Raw genomic sequence first — 17355 nt, 5'->3', positions numbered from 1 at the left:
AAATGAAAATAGGAGTCATAGGTTTAGGTTATGTAGGATTGCCTTTGGCAAGATTATTTGCTACAAAATATGATGTAGTTGGTTTTGATATTAATAATAAAAGAATTACAGAATTAAATTCCGGAATAGATAACACCTTAGAAATCAGCAGTGAATTACTGAAATCCGTTTTAAAAATTGAAAACACTAATCAAATAGGGCTTTATTGTTCTACTAATGTCGATGATATTAAAACCTGTAATTATTATATAGTTACTGTGCCAACACCAGTTGATAAAAATAATAAACCCGATTTAACGCCTTTATATCAATCAAGCGAGACCATTGGAAATGTGCTTAAAAAAGGGGATATTGTGATTTATGAATCCACAGTTTATCCAGGCGTTACTGAGGAAGAATGTGTTCCAGTTTTAGAACGCGTAAGTGGATTAAAATTTAATATTGATTTCTTTGCAGGGTATTCTCCAGAAAGAATAAACCCAGGTGACAAAGAACATACAGTTGAAAAAATTCTTAAAGTTACATCAGGTTCAACCCCAGAAATTGGTCTTAAAGTCAATGAACTTTATAAATCAGTAATTACTGCAGGAACGCATCTTGCACCAACTATTAAAGTGGCTGAAGCAGCAAAAGTTATTGAAAATTCGCAACGAGATATCAATATTGCTTTTGTAAATGAGTTGTCTAAAATATTTAATATTTTAGATATAGATACACAAGATGTGCTCGAAGCAGCAGGAACAAAATGGAATTTTTTACCTTTCAAACCCGGATTAGTTGGAGGACATTGTATAGGAGTTGACCCCTATTATCTAGCTCAAAAAGCACAAGAAATGGGATACCATCCTGAAATTATTCTCGCTGGAAGAAGGCTAAATGATAGTATGGGCGAATATGTAGCCTCGCAAGTAGTGAAACTAATGATTAAAAAAGGAATAACTATAAATGGTGCCGAATTGCTAATGTTAGGAATAGCTTTCAAGGAAAATTGTCCTGATGTTCGAAACACTAAGATTGTAGATGTAATTATGTCATTAAAAGAATACGGAATAAATACTACAATATATGACCCTTGGGTAAATCCAAAAGAAGTGCACCATCACTATGGTTTTATTACTTTAAAGACACTGCCAAAAACAAAATTTGACGCAGTGGTTTTAGGAGTAGCCCATAAAGAATTTTTAGCATTAGATTATAAATTATTGCAAAATGAAAACAGTGTTTTGTATGATGTAAAAGGGGTTTTAAGAAGTAAAGTGGATGGAAAATTATAAATTTGCAGTTAATAGATAGAATGTTATAAATGAAAATTAATTCAATTTGTTGTATTGGAGCTGGATATGTAGGTGGTCCTACTATGGCAGTTATTGCCCAAAAATGTCCACACATAAAAGTCACTGTGGTAGATCTTAACGAATCTAGAATTGCAGCTTGGAACGATACTGATTTAGAAAATCTACCAGTTTATGAACCTGGGTTAGATAAAGTAGTTGGTGAAGCTCGAGGTAGAAATTTATTTTTTTCGACAGATGTTGATAAAGCAATCGATGAAGCTCAAATGATATTTATTTCGGTAAATACACCCACTAAAAATTATGGAGCTGGCAAAGGAATGGCAGCAGATTTAAAATATATTGAATTGTGTGCAAGGCAAATTGCACGTGTGTCAAAACAAGATAAAATTGTAGTCGAAAAATCAACTTTACCTGTTAGAACCGCTGAAGCCATAAAAAATATATTGGACAATACTGGAAATGGAGTTCAGTTTCAAATACTCTCCAATCCAGAATTTCTTGCTGAAGGAACAGCAGTTCAAGATTTGCACAACCCCGATCGGGTCTTAATTGGTGGTGATAGCACTGAAACCGGAAAAGACGCTATTCAGTCGCTTGTTGAAATATACTCCAATTGGGTTTCAAAAGAAAAAATTCTAACCACTAACGTTTGGTCATCAGAATTATCAAAACTAACAGCAAATGCTTTTTTAGCCCAAAGAGTTTCCTCCATAAATGCTATTTCGGAATTATGCGAAAAAACGGGTGCTGATGTATCGGAAGTATCCAAAGCGATAGGAATGGATGCTCGTATAGGATCAAAATTTCTAAAAGCGTCTGTGGGTTTTGGGGGTTCTTGTTTTCAGAAGGACATTCTCAATTTAGTCTATATTGCAAAATCATACGGTTTAAATGAAGTAGCAGACTATTGGGAACAAGTGGTTATAATGAATGACCATCAAAAAAATAGATTTTCAAAAAAAATAGTCAAAACATTATACAATACCGTTTCTGGTAAAAAAATAACACTTTTAGGATGGGCATTCAAAAAAGACACCAATGATACAAGGGAATCAGCAGCTATTTCTGTGGCGTCAAATTTACTTGCTGAACAAGCCGATGTTTTTGTTTATGACCCAAAAGTTTCTGAGAAACAAATCGTATCAGATTTAGTATCTTTGGACGCTGATGAGTTGCAAAAACTAAAAGTAATTTCAAATCCTTATGAAGCTTGTAAAGATTCGCATGCTATTGCAATTTTAACAGAATGGGATGAGTTTAATACCTACGATTGGAGACGAATTTATGATAGTATGCTCAAACCAGCTTTCATTTTCGATGGAAGAAATATCCTTAACAAGGAAGAAATTAAAAAAATAGGGTTTAGATACATAGCAGTAGGAAGTTAAAAATAATTACAATTATGAAAAAAATATTAATAACAGGTGGAGCAGGTTTTATTGGTTCACACGTAGTAAGACGATTTGTTCAAAACTACCCTAACTATCATATTTTCAATCTTGATGCATTAACCTATGCCGGGAATCTAGAAAATATAAAAGACATCGAAAACGAATCCAATTATACTTTTCTCAAAGGTGATATTGTAAACGAAGAATATATTAACGATTTGTTTTCTAAACATAATTTTGACGGAGTATTGCACCTTGCAGCCGAATCTCACGTAGACAGATCTATCGAAGATCCATTATCATTTGTGAAAACAAACGTTATTGGAACTATGAATTTGTTAAACGCAGCTCGCAAGCAGTGGAAAGACAATATGCAAGGCAAGCGTTTTTATCATATCTCTACGGATGAGGTTTATGGATCACTTGGCTCTGAAGGATTGTTTACGGAAACTACTTCTTACGATCCTAATTCCCCATATTCAGCTTCAAAGGCCAGTTCAGACCACTTTGTGAGAGCCTATGGCGAAACCTATGGTTTACCTTATGTATTGACAAATTGTTCTAATAATTATGGTCCTTTTCATTTTCCTGAAAAACTAATACCATTGTTTATCAATAATATTATCAATAATAAACCTTTACCAGTTTATGGTGACGGAAACTACACACGTGATTGGCTTTTTGTAAAAGACCATGCGGTGGCAATTGATTTGGTTTTTCACGAAGGTAAAAATCACGAAACCTATAATATAGGTGGTTTCAACGAATGGAAAAATATCGATTTAGTGAAATTACTTTGTAAAGTAATGGACGAAAAATTAGGACGACCAGCAGGAGAATCTGCAAATTTGATTACTTATGTAAAAGACCGTCCAGGTCACGATTTGCGTTATGCAATCGATGCTTCTAAGATTAATAAAGAATTGGGTTGGAAGCCTTCAGTAACTTTTGAAGAAGGACTAGAGCAAACTATCGATTGGTATTTGGCCAATACAGATTGGTTAAATAATGTTACATCAGGAGAATATTCAAAATATTACGAAAAACAATATAAATAGAAATTAACCATATTAATGAATTAGCGAGCAGAATTCGTGATAATTTGTGTAATTCGTGGTAAAAATAAAACTTATGAAAGGAATAATATTAGCAGGAGGATCAGGAACACGTTTGCATCCATTAACACAAGTGGTTTCAAAACAATTGTTGCCAATTTACGATAAACCAATGATTTATTACCCGCTATCGGTATTAATGCTAGCAGGAATAAAAGAAATTTTAATTATATCTACTCCACAAGATTTGCCAAATTTTAGACGTCTTTTTGGTGATGGAAGCCAGATTGGTTTGAAGTTGTCTTATGTCGAGCAGCCTTCGCCCGATGGATTAGCACAAGCCTTTATTCTTGGCGAAGATTTTATAGGTAATGATGATGTTTGTCTTGTTCTTGGAGATAACATTTTTTACGGAGCTGGTTTACAAACGTTGTTAAACAATGCAGTGACTATTGTAAGCGAAAAGAAAGAAGCTGTTGTTTTTGGGTATTATGTTGATGATCCTGAACGTTATGGTGTAGCAGAATTTTCTGAAGATGGAAAAGTTTTGAGTATTGAAGAAAAACCAGAAAATCCAAAATCTAATTTTGCAGTTATTGGCTTGTATTTCTATCCAAATTCAGTAGTCAATATTGCCAAAAATGTAAAACCATCACACCGAGGAGAATTAGAAATCACAACCGTGAACCAAGAATATCTAGAAGATAAAAAATTAAATCTTCAATTAATGGGTCGTGGTTTTGCATGGTTAGATACAGGAACACACGAATCACTTACAGAAGCTACGGAATTTGTAAAGGCTGTCGAAAAACGGACAGGACTTAAAATTGCGTGTATTGAAGAAGTTGCCTATAGAAAAGGATTTATTGATAAAGAAAAATTTGCAGCAACAGCCACTAATTTAGGTAAAAGTAGTTATGCAGATTATTTAAGAAAAATAGCGAAGTAGATTTAAGAAAGTTGGATTTTTTTATATTAATGATCATTTAATGTTAGCATTTTTAATAAGTTTAATTTTTTCCGTTGCTTCTTTCTTTTATAAAAAATCAAAGGTTTTATTGGTTATTGTATTTGTTTTGATGTGGTTGCTTTTTGGATTTAATTTTTGGAATGCTGATTATCCTATGTATCAAAGACTATATAATGTTCCAATAGATGAATTGGTTTTTTTTAAATTTGAAGGAGGTTATTGTTTTTTGATGTATTTTTTTAAAGCATTAGATTTAAATTTTCAACAATTTTTAATATCTATTTCTGGTATTATATTGCTTTTAGTGTTTCGATTTTTTTTTGTATTTTCTCATTTTCCAGCTCTTTTAGCAGTTTGTTTTTTTTGGTTTTTTTTTCCTTTTGAATATGTAATTTTAAGAAATTTTTTAGCATTTGCAATTGTGTTACAAGGGCTGCATTGTGTTTTAAAGAATGAAAGACACTATAAATTAAAATTTATTTTTTTTGTTATCTTGGCTTCAACCATACATATTTCTTCAATTTTTTATTTAATTTTTTTATTGGCATTTAGAGAAAAAGAATTAAAAATTAAAACTATCTCATTAATAGTAGTTTGTTTATTACTATTAGTTTCTATCTCTCATCATTTTATTTTCTATATTTTATCGCTATATTCAAAAGAAAAAGTTTTGTTTTATGCCACTGGATTTCCTTTGTTTTTTTTATATTCTTCACTACTAATTATAAATTTAATTTTGGTTTTTTATATTTTTAAAAGCGTTAATTGCACTCAAATTGAAGAAGGTAAAAGAAACAACATTCTAATTTTAAATTGTAACATTCTAATGTTGTTTCTAATAGTAGTGTTTTATGAATTGGGTGTCTTTGTTAGAATACTTTTTAATATATCTATCGTAAATGCAGTTTTTATTATTAATATCTTATTTGTGAACAATTCTAAAATAAAATTAAAATTGGCATATTTTTGTTATTTGTTAATCTTGTTTTTCATTTTCATTTTTTTAGTAAAAGAGATAACTCTTTTTCCACTTTTTAAAAATAATTTTTTATTGAATTAGATTGGTTCAATTTTTATAAAATAAATAAAATATGAAAAAAAGCTTAAATAACGATGTTCTAAAATATTTGATTGTAAAGATATTTACAGCTCTATCTGGGGTGCTAACTATTTTTTTTTTAACAAGAACCCTATCCTTAGGGTTATTTTCTAACTACGCTTTTGTAATGGCAACAATTTTGTTGTTTGGACAATTGATTAGTGGTTGGATAAATAGTTCTGTGATATATTTTTATCCTGAGTATAACTTGAATAACAAAATTGATGTGTTAAAAATGAATATGATTGTCATACAACTAATTTTATATTTCTTAGGAGTTATTGGCTTTTTTATAGTTTGCTATATAGGTTTAGAAAGTATTTCGCAAATATTTATAGGGATTTTAATGTTGTTTTCCCAGACTTTTATAGGCTTGCTTTACAGTTTTTTACAAGCTGAAAGGCGTATTTTAATTCAAATTAAAGCCTCTATTATTCAAAGTGTAATTCAATTGTTGGGTTTTTTATACTGTTTTTTACATTTTAGAGAAAATATAGAGATAGTTTTATTTATTTATTTTATAAGTTATATGATTCCAGTGCTGTATATAGTGTATTCTGACAAAATATACATTATGTTATTGAAAAAAGCGAATTACAATTCTGTTAATTTAGAAACAGCAAGAAAAATCCTTTTTTATGGATTACCAGTATGTTTATGGTTTTTTTTATTTCAATTTTTTTCAATTGGAGATAGGATTTTATTTAAATATTTTAACGTTACAAATCTAGTTGGGAATTATGCTTCTTTTCGAGATTTGTCACTTGGATTATCTGCATTTATAACGAATCCTTTATTAATGGCATCACATCCTGTGATAATGAGTTTGTCTAGTAGCAATGCGGATAAGAGTATAATTGAAAAGATTATTGTAAAAAACATTGTTTTGTTAATTACTTTTTTTACTCCAATTTTTATTGCCGTATTGTTATTAGGAGATTGGTTTTTAAGCAAGATAGTTGAAAAAAAATATATGCTAGAAAATTCATTAATGTTTTTGGTTGTTTTGTCTGTTTTTTTTAGTGCTGTTTCAATGTTTTTACATAAAGGATTAGAGGCAAAAGGAAAAACTATGTTAATGACAAAAATTGCATTAGGAGTAGCTATCGTTAGTTTGATTTTAAATATTATTTTTATTCCTCGCTATGGTGTTAAGGCCTCTTGTATTATATCTGTTTTTTCTCAATTTTTATATTGTTTTGTTGTGTATAATTTTTCAAGAAAAATATTCTTACTAAAGATTTCTTATTTTTTTGTGATGAAAAACATTTTAGTTATCTTTTTTACTTATTTGATCACACATTATTTTTTGTACCAAGAAACTTTTTACACATATAAAATTGTTATTTTTGCATGCTTTACTTTGTTTATATTGTTAAGCACACCAGAAATAAGAGAAATATTAAAATTTAAAAAATAAAATAATATTACTAAGTAGAAATATTTTCAATCACAAATAGTAATAAGCTAGTTCTATAGTTGCTTATTAAATTCAAATGATTCATTAAAAAACAAACAAATTGAACAAACTAAAATTAAAGACACATCATTATGTTTTATATTTATTATTGGTTTTGGTATTTTCATTTCCAAGAACAATTCAAGGGATAAAAATAGTTGTTCTGGCTGTTATGATATTATTATTTTTGTTTCAATTAAAAATTAAAAAGGATTTTGCAAATAGAATATTATCATACTTACTTTTTTTTTTAATTCCACTTTTTACAGCAGGTATTTATGGTAACAATGTTTCCTATGTTTTTGAAGGGATTAAGATTTACTTTTTATTTCCTTTGCTTATAGTATTAATTTTACAAATTTTTAAAAAAGATGACCTAATAGAAATTATTTATAATTCTTCATGGATTGCAATAATATTAATCGCCATTAATGGAGTATTATCATTATTATATGGATTTGGAATGATATCATTTAATATTAATACCGTTTTTTATGCCGATGAAGAGGAGGTTGGGGTGTATGAAGGTTTTATACATCTTATTAATTCGTCTCTTTCCTATCTTATTTTTATTGTTCCAATATGCTTTATAAATCTTAATAAATTAAAATTCAATAAATTGTCTTTTTATTTTTTTATTTTTTTATTCATTTTTTCATTAATTAGCGGTAGAAGAATTCTTGTTTTGCCTTTTATATTATTAATATTATATCATTTTAGACGTTTTTATAAATATTTAATTGTAATTACCTTAATTGCTTATTTTGTACTCGATACTACAAAATTTGAAAATTTTGATCCTAGCGCTGTTATCATTAGATTTCAAGAAGCGATTAGTTCATCTGGAGATTCTGAAGTACGCGAAGAACAAGTTTATTATTTTGAGACGCATATTTATCAAAAGCCAATTTTTGGTCATGGTTTAGGAGCTTATATGAATGATTATATTAGGAATGTTGATTTTGAAACTGCCTATGAGAAATCATATTATTACCTATTCTTTGTTATGGGTATACCTTTTGCGTTTTTTTTTATACTATATCATTTATACCTTCTATATAAATCGCTAACTTTAACAGTAAATGATGAAATAAAGAAAAAAGGTATTTTATTAGGGATAATTTCTTTATTATTAGCCAGTAGTACAAACCCATACTGGTTAAGTAGTTTTGATTATACGATACCATTAGCAATTTTAATAAGACTTTCACAAGATGATGCAAAACAAAGTTTTGGGTATATTAGTAACATATAATCCTGATCTCTTAACGCTAAAAAAAAACATTGAACTAATCTTAGCTCAGGTTTCAAAATTATATATTTTTGATAATAATTCTAATAATATATCTCAGATTGAAAGTGTCCTCGATAATTCTATTGTGCTGATAAAAAGTAATCTTAATTTAGGACTTGGTAAAGCATATAATATTGTGCTAGAATGCGAAAAAATTAACTTTGAATTCTTTGTTACATTTGATCAAGATACCTTAATACCTGATAGCACAATTTTTAAATTAAGAGAATTACTTTTGGTTAATAAAGAAATTGGAGTAATCGGGCCAGTTTTTTCAAGAAACAACCAATCAATTAAACAAAGTGGAAAAATTCAATTTAAATATGTAATTATTCAAAGTTGTGCCATATTTAGAATGCAACTATATAAAGATATAGGAGGGTTTAATGAAGAATATTTTATAGACTCAGTCGATTTTGAATATTGTTTGCGAATACTTAAAAACGGGTACAAAGTTGCAATTTACGATGGTATAGAAATAAATCATGAATTAGGAACCCAGAAGCAAATAGGTTATATTAATTATGTTTCTCACAACGCTTTTAGAAATTATTATATTGCAAGGAATCATAAAAAAATAACATTAAAATACCTTAAAAGTTTTCCTTTTTTTATCGCAAAAAAAAATCTTTTTTTTGTCCTTCATTTACTAAAACTAATTGCATTAGAAAGAGATTTTAAAAAAATTAAGTTTTTCTTTAAAGGTTTGTTCAGTAATTAAATTTTAAAAAAATGGACAGAAAATTATTTTTATATTCAGTAGCATCATTTCTAGCCTTACCATTTGTAAATGTAACAAAATTCAAAAAAAGTAAAGAACTAAACTCCAAAACCATTTTGTTGGGTAATGATTATATAAAATGCACAAAAAAACCAAATGGCGAATCCATAATTGATGATATGTGCGATGGTTTAATATATATAAAACAAAACAACTCATACTATTACAATAAAGCAACAAGATTAGATATAAAAGATTTTGGTGCAATAGGTGATGGAATTACCAACGATAGTTTAGCCTTACAAACTGCCTTAGATTTATGCGTAGAACACAAAAAAACACTATACCTTTCAAGACCTGAGCGGTCTTATTTGTCAACCAAAGAATTGTATATAAATGGACCATTATACATATATGGGGATGGTATGGGATCATGCGGAATTAATTTTTTAAATTGTAATGGGTTTGTTTTAAAAGAGAACCCCAAAAATATAATTATAGAAAAAATTAGTATTAACCAAGCAACAAGATTCTCTAATAAGAAAAATAATTTTGTAGCAATAGATATATTAGGAACAAACAGTAATCGTGCTTACACAAACATTTTCAGAGATTTGCTAATAGATGGATTTTATATATCAATAAGAGTTTTCTGGATGTGGGATTCATTATTTGATAATGTCAAAACTATATTTTCAAATAGAGGAATTGAAATATTGGGAACATCAGTAAATAACAATATAATAAATTCAAGTATAAATGTTGAAGGAGAGGATTCAAAAGGAATATTTTTTAGCGATTCCAATTATCCAACAGAAGGCTTTATGATTACTAATAATCTAATTTTTGGGGCAGAAATTGCAATTCATGCGATATATACTAATAATATCTATCTTTGTTCAAATATTTTAGATTTTATTGGAAAAAACGCTATTTTATTAGAAACAGGTAACGGACCATCTACTAACTGGCAGATATCTGGAGGTTATATAGCTATGAGTACTACTCATGGAGAAGCAGCTGTAAAAATCAATAACAGTATATATCACAATCAAATTAGAGGTGTTAAAATTAGTAATGTAGATATCCTAGCATATAAAGATGCCAAATGTAATTATGGCATTCTAACCATAGGTGAGTATGACAGGATTATTATTTGCGAAAACTCATTTACTAATTTTAACACCTTAGATATTAAAATAATTAATTCAAACTATAACAATCATATAAGGAGTAATTTCTTAGAAAAAGGACTTTCAGTTAATAACAAACTCGTTACCCAAAATAATTAGAATATGAAAACAGCCTTTGTTTGTGTTAACTACAACAATTCAAAAATAACCCAAGATTATATTGTCAATGTTCTTGATATAAAAAAGAACTACGATGTAAAAATAATAGTGGTTGATAATGCCTCAGAAGAAAACGATGTTAACGGATTAAGCGTATATATAAATTGTTTAAAAAACGACAATGTTATTTTATTAAAATCAAATTCTAATTTAGGCTATTTCAAAGGACTTAATTTAGGAATGAATTATCTAGAAAAATCAGAATTCGACTATTTTGTAATTGGAAATAATGATCTTATTTTTGATGAGAATTTTATAAACAACTTAAAATCTAAAAAAATAAAAAATGAAGTTTTTGTTATTGCTCCCAACATAATAAGATTAGACGGTGTTCATCAGAACCCACACATTGTTACAAAATTTTCACCAATTCAAAATTTATATCGAAAAATATTTTTTAGTAATTATTACATTGGCATTTTTGTTCAGTTTGTTTACAATAAATTGAGAACAAAACTTGTTAAGGAAGATCGAGTTAATAACGATAAAGAGCAAGAAATTTTAATGGGCTATGGAGCTTGTTATATTTTAACAAAGTCTTTTTTTAATATTTTCAATGAATTAGATGCTCCAGTATTTTTAATGGGGGAAGAAGGTATCCTAGCTAATCAAGTGTTAAGTGGAAATGGAGTAACATTATATTGTCCTGATTTAATAGTAAATCACCACGATCATTCCTCAATAGGCAAAGTTCCTTCTAAAACACTTTATAAATTTTCTCAAGATTCATTTAAATACTATTTAAAAAATTTAAAACATATTCAATAATGTTTTGAAATAAAATATATAATGGCAAATACAGGTATTACAAATAAAATTTTATCAATGTCACCTTATTTAGAACTTTTAATTAGAAAGTTTTATTGGAGTAATAGGGATTTAATTTCAAAATTTAAAAAAACAAAACCCCAATTTAATCAATTAAGAGATTTTGATAAGATAAAGGATCAATTGCAAAAATTTGGTATACATACAGGCAGTATTTTGGTTTTACACGGTTCATACGAAGTGCTTGAGGGAACAGGTAACTCGCCAAAAAAAATAATTGATGAATTACTAGACTTAGTAGGAAAAGATGGTACTCTTGCTATGAATTCTTCAAGGATTTTTCCAGAAGAAAAGGTAAAAGATAATTATCTAACGGCTGATTATAGCAATCAAATAGTTAATTATAATGTTCATAAATCAAGAGTTTGGACAGGCGTTTTGCCTTTCTTTATGTTAAAACACAAAGAAGCCAAAATTAGTAGATTTCCTATTAATCCAATTGTAGCCATTGGTTTTCACGCTGATAAAATGATTGAAAACAACATTGTTAACGAATTAAATTCAAGTTGCGGTGTTAATTCTTCTTGGAAATACTGTGTTGATAATAATGCCATTATTGTAGGTTTAGGAACAGATCTAACACATAGCCTAACAATTATGCACGTTGCCGAAGAAATTATGGGGAGCAAATGGCCTATTAAAGATTGGTATCGAGAAAGACAATTCCAAGTTATAGACAATGATTTTCAAAAGATCATTAAAGTAAATGAACGAAAACCAAAATGGGGAACTTTGCATTTTGCAGAAAGGACACTGTGTAGAGATCTTTTAAGAGCTGGAATATTAAAAACCACAACTGTAGACGGAGTTTTAGTAGAAGTAATTAATTCTAAAGAACTTATAGATTTTTTAAACTCAAAAAACAAAAACGGTTATCCTTATTTTAATTTAAAAAAATTATGGAATTAGAATTTAGTTTAAAATTGAAAAATTTTATTACGTTGACTTTTATAAATGAAAACGAAATGCTTATTTCAAAAAGTAACAAACTTTACATTTATGATGTATCAACTAACCAAAAAAAGTTGTTAATTACACTTCCATACTCTCCTGTTTTAACCCTTTTTTCAAAAGTAGGGATAGTTTCAAGGGTTTTAAGGCTTGGTGTTCGTTATGCTTTGCCTATTTCAGAAAACAAATTGTTGGTTGTTTTTGATAAAAAATTTTATGAAATAAACATTCTAGAAAAAACACATCAAGTAACATTCAATATTCCAAGAGGAAATAGACCGCTAAATATTGCAAAAGTAGAAGCTATAAATAATTTTGAAAACGCACTTTATTTTGGGGAATATTTTGCTAATTTTGAACGTAAATCTGTACATATTTACAAAAGACAAGAAAGCACTAATTGGGAAATTGTTTATACCTTTCCTGAGGGCACCATTGAGCATATTCATGCAATAGTTCCAGATAAATTTAGAGATTGTTTATGGATATTAACGGGGGATTTTGATAAAGCTTCGGGTATTTGGATGGCGAAAAATAATTTTCAAGATGTAAAATCAATCCTTATTGGAGAGCAAATCTTTAGATCTTGTGTTGCATTTCCAGAAGAGAAAGGAATTATATATGCAACCGATAGTCAATTTGAAACCAATTCAATACGGATTTTACACGAAAAAGATTCTCAATGGGTTTCTGATTTTATTTGCGAGATAAATGGTCCAGCGATTTATGGTTGTAAAGTTAAAAATGATTTGTTTTTTTCCACTTCAGTTGAAGGAGATAGTATTTCTAAAGGGAAATTTATGCAATTTTTAGACAAAGTGCCTGGTCCTGGAATAAAAGAAGCTTATTCTCACATTGTTGGCGGAAATTTACAAAAAGGATTTAGTGTTTTATCCAAAAACAAAAAAGATATTTACCCTTTTATTTTATTTCAGTTTGGTGCAATAACTTTTCCAACAGGAATAAATGATACAAATTTTTTATTTACATTTAATATCAGTTTAAAAAAGAATAATTTAGATACAGAAATCTATAAAATTAATACATAATTATATGAAAGAAGATATTTTTTTAACAGGACTTAAAATACAATTTGAAGAATCAGATGCGATAAAATTGACAATGGAAACAAATTTCAAAGGTCTTGATACATGGGATTCTCTTACAAGATTTTCAATTATTGCCTTTGTTGAAGACGAATATAAAATTACATTAAAGAAAGAGGATTTAGATAAATTAGAATCTCCGTTAGCTCTATTTGACTATATAATTGCTAATAAAGATAAATCTTAATACTAATTGATAATGAATTCATATATCAGTGCAGTTTCAATTTATCTACCAGAAAATAAATTAACAAATGAGAATTTGAATGATGAATTTCCTGAATGGAGTGCCGAGAAAATATCAACTAAAACAGGTATTTTTGAAAGAAGAATTTCTTCAGACGATCAGTTTGTGAGCGATTTAGCTATTCAAGCAGCCCAAAATTTATTCAAAGAACATTCTATAGACAAAAATAAAATAGATTTTGTGCTTTTATGTACACAAAGCCCTGATTATTTTTTACCCACAACAGCATGTATAGTTCAAGATAAGTTAGGGCTGCCAACAAGTTGTGGTGCTTTAGATTTTAATTTAGGATGTTCTGGGTTTGTGTATGGTTTAGCATTAGCCAATGGTTTGATTGCTGGTGGTACTGCTAAAAACATTCTTTTAATAACCTCAGAAACATATACTAAATTTATAAATAAAGAAGATAAATCAAATAGAACTATTTTTGGAGATGCCGCTGCAGCTTGTTTAATTTCTTCAGATGCAAGTTCTGGTTCAATTGGTAAATTTATTTTTGGAACAGATGGAGCGGGTGCAGAAAATCTTATAGTAAAAAATGGAGCTGTCAGATTCCCTGAACGCAATGCAATAAATGTGTATTCTGATAATGTATTTGAAAGTAATGACAATAACCTTTATATGAATGGGCAAGAAATTTTCAAATTTACTACAGCATCAGTTCCAGTTTTAGTTCAAGATTGTCTTACTAAAAACGAATTGTCCTTAGATGATATCGATTTGTTTATTTTTCATCAAGCAAATAAATTTATGTTAGATTATATTCGAAGAAAAATCAATATTCCCATAGATAAATTTTTTATGCATTTTGAAAACATTGGCAATACCGTTTCTTCAACAATACCAATAGCAATGTCTGAGGCTTTAAAAACCAAAAAAATAATTAAAGGGTCTAAGGTTCTTATTGCAGGGTTTGGTGTAGGATATTCTTATGGTGCTACAGTGCTAGAATTTTAATAATAAAAGGTAAACACCAATTTTATTTTACAAAAAAAATGGATATAAAAAACAAAACACTTCTCATAACTGGAGGAACGGGTTCTTTCGGAACAGCAGTTCTTAATAGGTTTTTAAACACAGATCATTTCAAAGAAATACGTATTTTTTCTCGCGATGAAAAAAAGCAAGATGATATGCGAACCCTTTATAAAAATGAAAAACTTAAGTTTTACATTGGCGATGTAAGAGATTCAAGCAGTATCGAAAGAGCGATGCGAGGAGTAGATTTTGTTTTTCACGCAGCAGCACTCAAGCAAGTGCCTTCATGCGAATTTTTCCCAATGGAAGCCGTTAGGACTAATGTGATGGGAACCCAAAACGTGATTGATGCCGCAGTAAAACACGAAGTCAAAAAAGTAATCTGTTTGAGTACAGACAAAGCTGCATACCCTATTAATGCTATGGGAATTTCTAAAGCAATGATGGAAAAAGTGGCTGTTGCGGCCTCCAGAAATTTAGACAAAACAACTGTTTGTTTGACCAGATATGGTAACGTTATGGCTTCTCGTGGATCTGTGATTCCTTTGTTTGTCAAACAAATTAAAAGCGGACAGGATATTACAATTACAGATCCCAACATGACTCGTTTTCTAATGTCATTAGAAGAAGCAGTAGATTTGGTTCTTTTTGCTTTCGAACACGGAAATTCAGGAGATTTATTTGTCAACAAAGCACCAGCAGGAACCATTGGCGATTTAGCTCAAGCCTTAAAAGAAATGTTTAAAGCAGATACTGCAATCAAAATAATAGGCACACGTCACGGCGAAAAACTTTATGAAACGCTTTGTACAAGAGAAGAAATGGTCAAAGCAGAAGATATGGGCGATTTTTATAGAATTCCTGCCGATAACCGAGATTTAAACTATGCTCAATATTTTTCTGAAGGCGAAGTAGATATTTCGAAAATTGAAGATTATCATTCCCATAACACCAAACAAGAAGATGTGGAAGGAATGAAAAAATTACTTTTAAAACTTCCACTCATCAGAAAAGAAGCTTTGGGAGAAGAAGATATAAGACAATATCCAGAATAATTATGTTGCCAAAACTAATTAAAGGAAATATTCATAAAGATGTTCGAGGAAATTTGAAGTACAATAACGACTTCGATTTATCGGAAATTAAACGAGTTTACATTATCGAAAATGCAGATAATCAATTGAAAAGAGGATGGCAAGGGCATAAAATAGAACAACGTTGGTTTTCAGTAATTTCCGGAAAATTTGAAATAATGCTTTTAGAAATTGACAATTGGGAAAACCCTTCAGAAAATTTGAAACCATTACTTTTTGAATTAACATCAGAAACATTGGATGCGCTTCATATTCCTTCAGGCTATGTTACCTGTATTCAGTCTCAAGAATTGGGCTCGAAATTATTAGTTATGGCGGATTATAATGTAGGAGAAATCAATGACGAATATAAATTTGCTCTAGAGCAGTTTGAATGTTCAAAAATATAAATTAAAATGAAAAAAATTGGAATCACTGGGCAAAATGGATTTGTAGGTAATTACTTATACAACACTCTTGGTCTAGCGCCAAATGATTTTGAACGAATCGAATTTAAAAAAGAGTTTTTTGATGAACCAAATTTACTGGACTCTTTTGTGCAACAATGCGATGTTATTGTGCATTTAGCGGCAATGAACCGTCACGAAAGCCAAGAATTTATCTACGAAACCAATATCGAACTAGTAAAACGACTAGCCGCTTCTTTAGAACGAACTGATTCTAAGGCACACGTTTTATTTTCATCATCATCACAAGAAGAAAAAGAAAATTGGTACGGAAAATCTAAAAAAGAAGGACGAGAAATATTAGCCAATTGGGCAAAAAACAATAATGGTAAATTCACAGGAATGATTATTACTAATGTTTTTGGTCCATTTGGAATGCCTAATTACAATTCATTCATTGCCACATTCTGTCACAAACTCACGCACGGAGAAACACCAGTAATTGATAATGATGGTGAAGTAAAATTGATTTATGTTGGCGAATTAGTTAAAGAAATTATAAGTCAAATAAAAGTAGCGGAAACTAACGAGATATATGAAGTTGCTCATACTTCAACCAATAAAGTGTCTGAAGTTTTATCAAAATTGAATCATTTTAAATCGACATATTTAGATAAAAGTGAAGTGCCAGCGCTTAATAGTATTTTCGATTTTAATTTGTTTAATACATTTCGTTGCTATTTCGATTTAAAAAATCATTATCCAGTTTTATTTACTCAAAATATTGACCCACGTGGTGCTTTTGTTGAAGTAATTAGATTAGGAATGGGTGGGCAAGTTTCCTACTCTACAACAGTGCCAGGAATTACAAGAGGCAATCATTACCACACTCGAAAAATTGAGCGTTTCGCAGTTATAAAAGGTAAAGCATTAATTCAACTTCGAAAAATTGGAACTTCTGAAGTATTGGATTTTTATCTAGATGGAGAAAATCCTGCATTTGTAGATATGCCCATTTGGTACACACACAATATTAAGAATATTGGCAACGAAGAATTGTTTACCATTTTTTGGATAAACGAACCTTATAATCCTGAAGATGCCGATACCTATTTTGAAAACGTATAAA

The 17355-nt window shown here is 29.3% G+C and carries 17 protein-coding genes; all 17 read left to right on the top strand.

Features of this window, described 5'->3' with window-relative positions; all coding sequences use genetic code 11:
- Nucleotides 1–2 precede the first annotated feature (2 nt).
- Nucleotides 3–1274 (top strand): nucleotide sugar dehydrogenase, encoded by a 1272-nt coding sequence (locus RMO70_RS09715; RefSeq protein WP_310556245.1) that lies wholly within the window; start codon nucleotides 3–5, stop codon nucleotides 1272–1274.
- Between the two features lie 29 nt (nucleotides 1275–1303).
- On the top strand, nucleotides 1304–2683 hold the full coding sequence (locus RMO70_RS09710; RefSeq protein ID WP_310556244.1) for a UDP-glucose 6-dehydrogenase: 1380 nt from the start codon (nucleotides 1304–1306) through the stop codon (nucleotides 2681–2683).
- A gap of 14 nt (nucleotides 2684–2697) precedes the next feature.
- Nucleotides 2698–3744, top strand: coding sequence for a dTDP-glucose 4,6-dehydratase (gene rfbB / locus RMO70_RS09705; protein WP_310556243.1), 1047 nt, complete (start codon nucleotides 2698–2700; stop codon nucleotides 3742–3744).
- Nucleotides 3745–3817: 73 nt separating this feature from the next.
- On the top strand, nucleotides 3818–4690 hold the full coding sequence (rfbA, locus tag RMO70_RS09700) for a glucose-1-phosphate thymidylyltransferase RfbA (RefSeq protein WP_310556242.1): 873 nt from the start codon (nucleotides 3818–3820) through the stop codon (nucleotides 4688–4690).
- A 40-nt stretch (nucleotides 4691–4730) separates the two neighbouring features.
- Nucleotides 4731–5771: an EpsG family protein gene (locus RMO70_RS16920; RefSeq protein WP_409025077.1), complete on the top strand. Its 1041-nt coding sequence runs from the start codon at nucleotides 4731–4733 to the stop codon at nucleotides 5769–5771.
- A 31-nt stretch (nucleotides 5772–5802) separates the two neighbouring features.
- A complete protein-coding gene (locus tag RMO70_RS09695) occupies nucleotides 5803–7230 on the top strand; it encodes a lipopolysaccharide biosynthesis protein (protein ID WP_310556241.1) in 1428 nt (475 codons plus the stop codon).
- Between the two features lie 100 nt (nucleotides 7231–7330).
- Nucleotides 7331–8524: a hypothetical protein gene (locus RMO70_RS09690; RefSeq protein WP_310556240.1), complete on the top strand. Its 1194-nt coding sequence runs from the start codon at nucleotides 7331–7333 to the stop codon at nucleotides 8522–8524.
- Nucleotides 8484–9284 carry a glycosyltransferase gene (locus tag RMO70_RS09685; protein WP_310556239.1) on the top strand — a complete coding sequence of 267 codons (801 nt, stop codon included), beginning with the start codon at nucleotides 8484–8486 and terminating at the stop codon, nucleotides 9282–9284. Before RMO70_RS09690 ends, RMO70_RS09685 begins: the two co-directional genes overlap by 41 nt.
- A gap of 11 nt (nucleotides 9285–9295) precedes the next feature.
- Complete coding sequence (locus RMO70_RS09680) at nucleotides 9296–10576, top strand: glycosyl hydrolase family 28-related protein (protein ID WP_310556238.1); 1281 nt, start codon at nucleotides 9296–9298, stop codon at nucleotides 10574–10576.
- Nucleotides 10577–10579: 3 nt separating this feature from the next.
- A complete protein-coding gene (locus RMO70_RS09675) occupies nucleotides 10580–11404 on the top strand; it encodes a glycosyltransferase (RefSeq protein WP_310556237.1) in 825 nt (274 codons plus the stop codon).
- 21 nt (nucleotides 11405–11425) lie between these two features.
- Nucleotides 11426–12373 carry an AAC(3) family N-acetyltransferase gene (locus RMO70_RS09670; RefSeq protein WP_310556236.1) on the top strand — a complete coding sequence of 316 codons (948 nt, stop codon included), beginning with the start codon at nucleotides 11426–11428 and terminating at the stop codon, nucleotides 12371–12373.
- On the top strand, nucleotides 12364–13464 hold the full coding sequence (locus RMO70_RS09665) for a hypothetical protein (RefSeq protein ID WP_310556235.1): 1101 nt from the start codon (nucleotides 12364–12366) through the stop codon (nucleotides 13462–13464). The genes RMO70_RS09670 and RMO70_RS09665 overlap by 10 nt, the downstream gene beginning before the upstream one ends.
- Nucleotides 13465–13468: 4 nt before the next feature.
- Nucleotides 13469–13708 carry a hypothetical protein gene (locus RMO70_RS09660; protein WP_310556234.1) on the top strand — a complete coding sequence of 80 codons (240 nt, stop codon included), beginning with the start codon at nucleotides 13469–13471 and terminating at the stop codon, nucleotides 13706–13708.
- Nucleotides 13709–13720: 12 nt separating this feature from the next.
- Nucleotides 13721–14725 (top strand): ketoacyl-ACP synthase III, encoded by a 1005-nt coding sequence (locus RMO70_RS09655; protein ID WP_310556233.1) that lies wholly within the window; start codon nucleotides 13721–13723, stop codon nucleotides 14723–14725.
- A gap of 38 nt (nucleotides 14726–14763) precedes the next feature.
- Nucleotides 14764–15801, top strand: coding sequence for a polysaccharide biosynthesis protein (locus tag RMO70_RS09650; protein ID WP_310556232.1), 1038 nt, complete (start codon nucleotides 14764–14766; stop codon nucleotides 15799–15801).
- Nucleotides 15802–15803: 2 nt separating this feature from the next.
- Nucleotides 15804–16229 (top strand): WxcM-like domain-containing protein, encoded by a 426-nt coding sequence (locus RMO70_RS09645; protein ID WP_310556231.1) that lies wholly within the window; start codon nucleotides 15804–15806, stop codon nucleotides 16227–16229.
- 6 nt (nucleotides 16230–16235) lie between these two features.
- Nucleotides 16236–17354 carry an NAD-dependent epimerase/dehydratase family protein gene (locus tag RMO70_RS09640; protein ID WP_310556230.1) on the top strand — a complete coding sequence of 373 codons (1119 nt, stop codon included), beginning with the start codon at nucleotides 16236–16238 and terminating at the stop codon, nucleotides 17352–17354.
- The last annotated feature ends 1 nt before the right edge of the window (nucleotide 17355 follow it).

The sequence above is a fragment of the Flavobacterium sp. genome, from assembly GCF_031422135.1.
Lineage (GTDB): Bacteria > Bacteroidota > Bacteroidia > Flavobacteriales > Flavobacteriaceae > Flavobacterium.
Note: the sequence above shows the minus strand (reverse complement) of the source record. Positions and strands in the feature narration are given on the sequence as shown.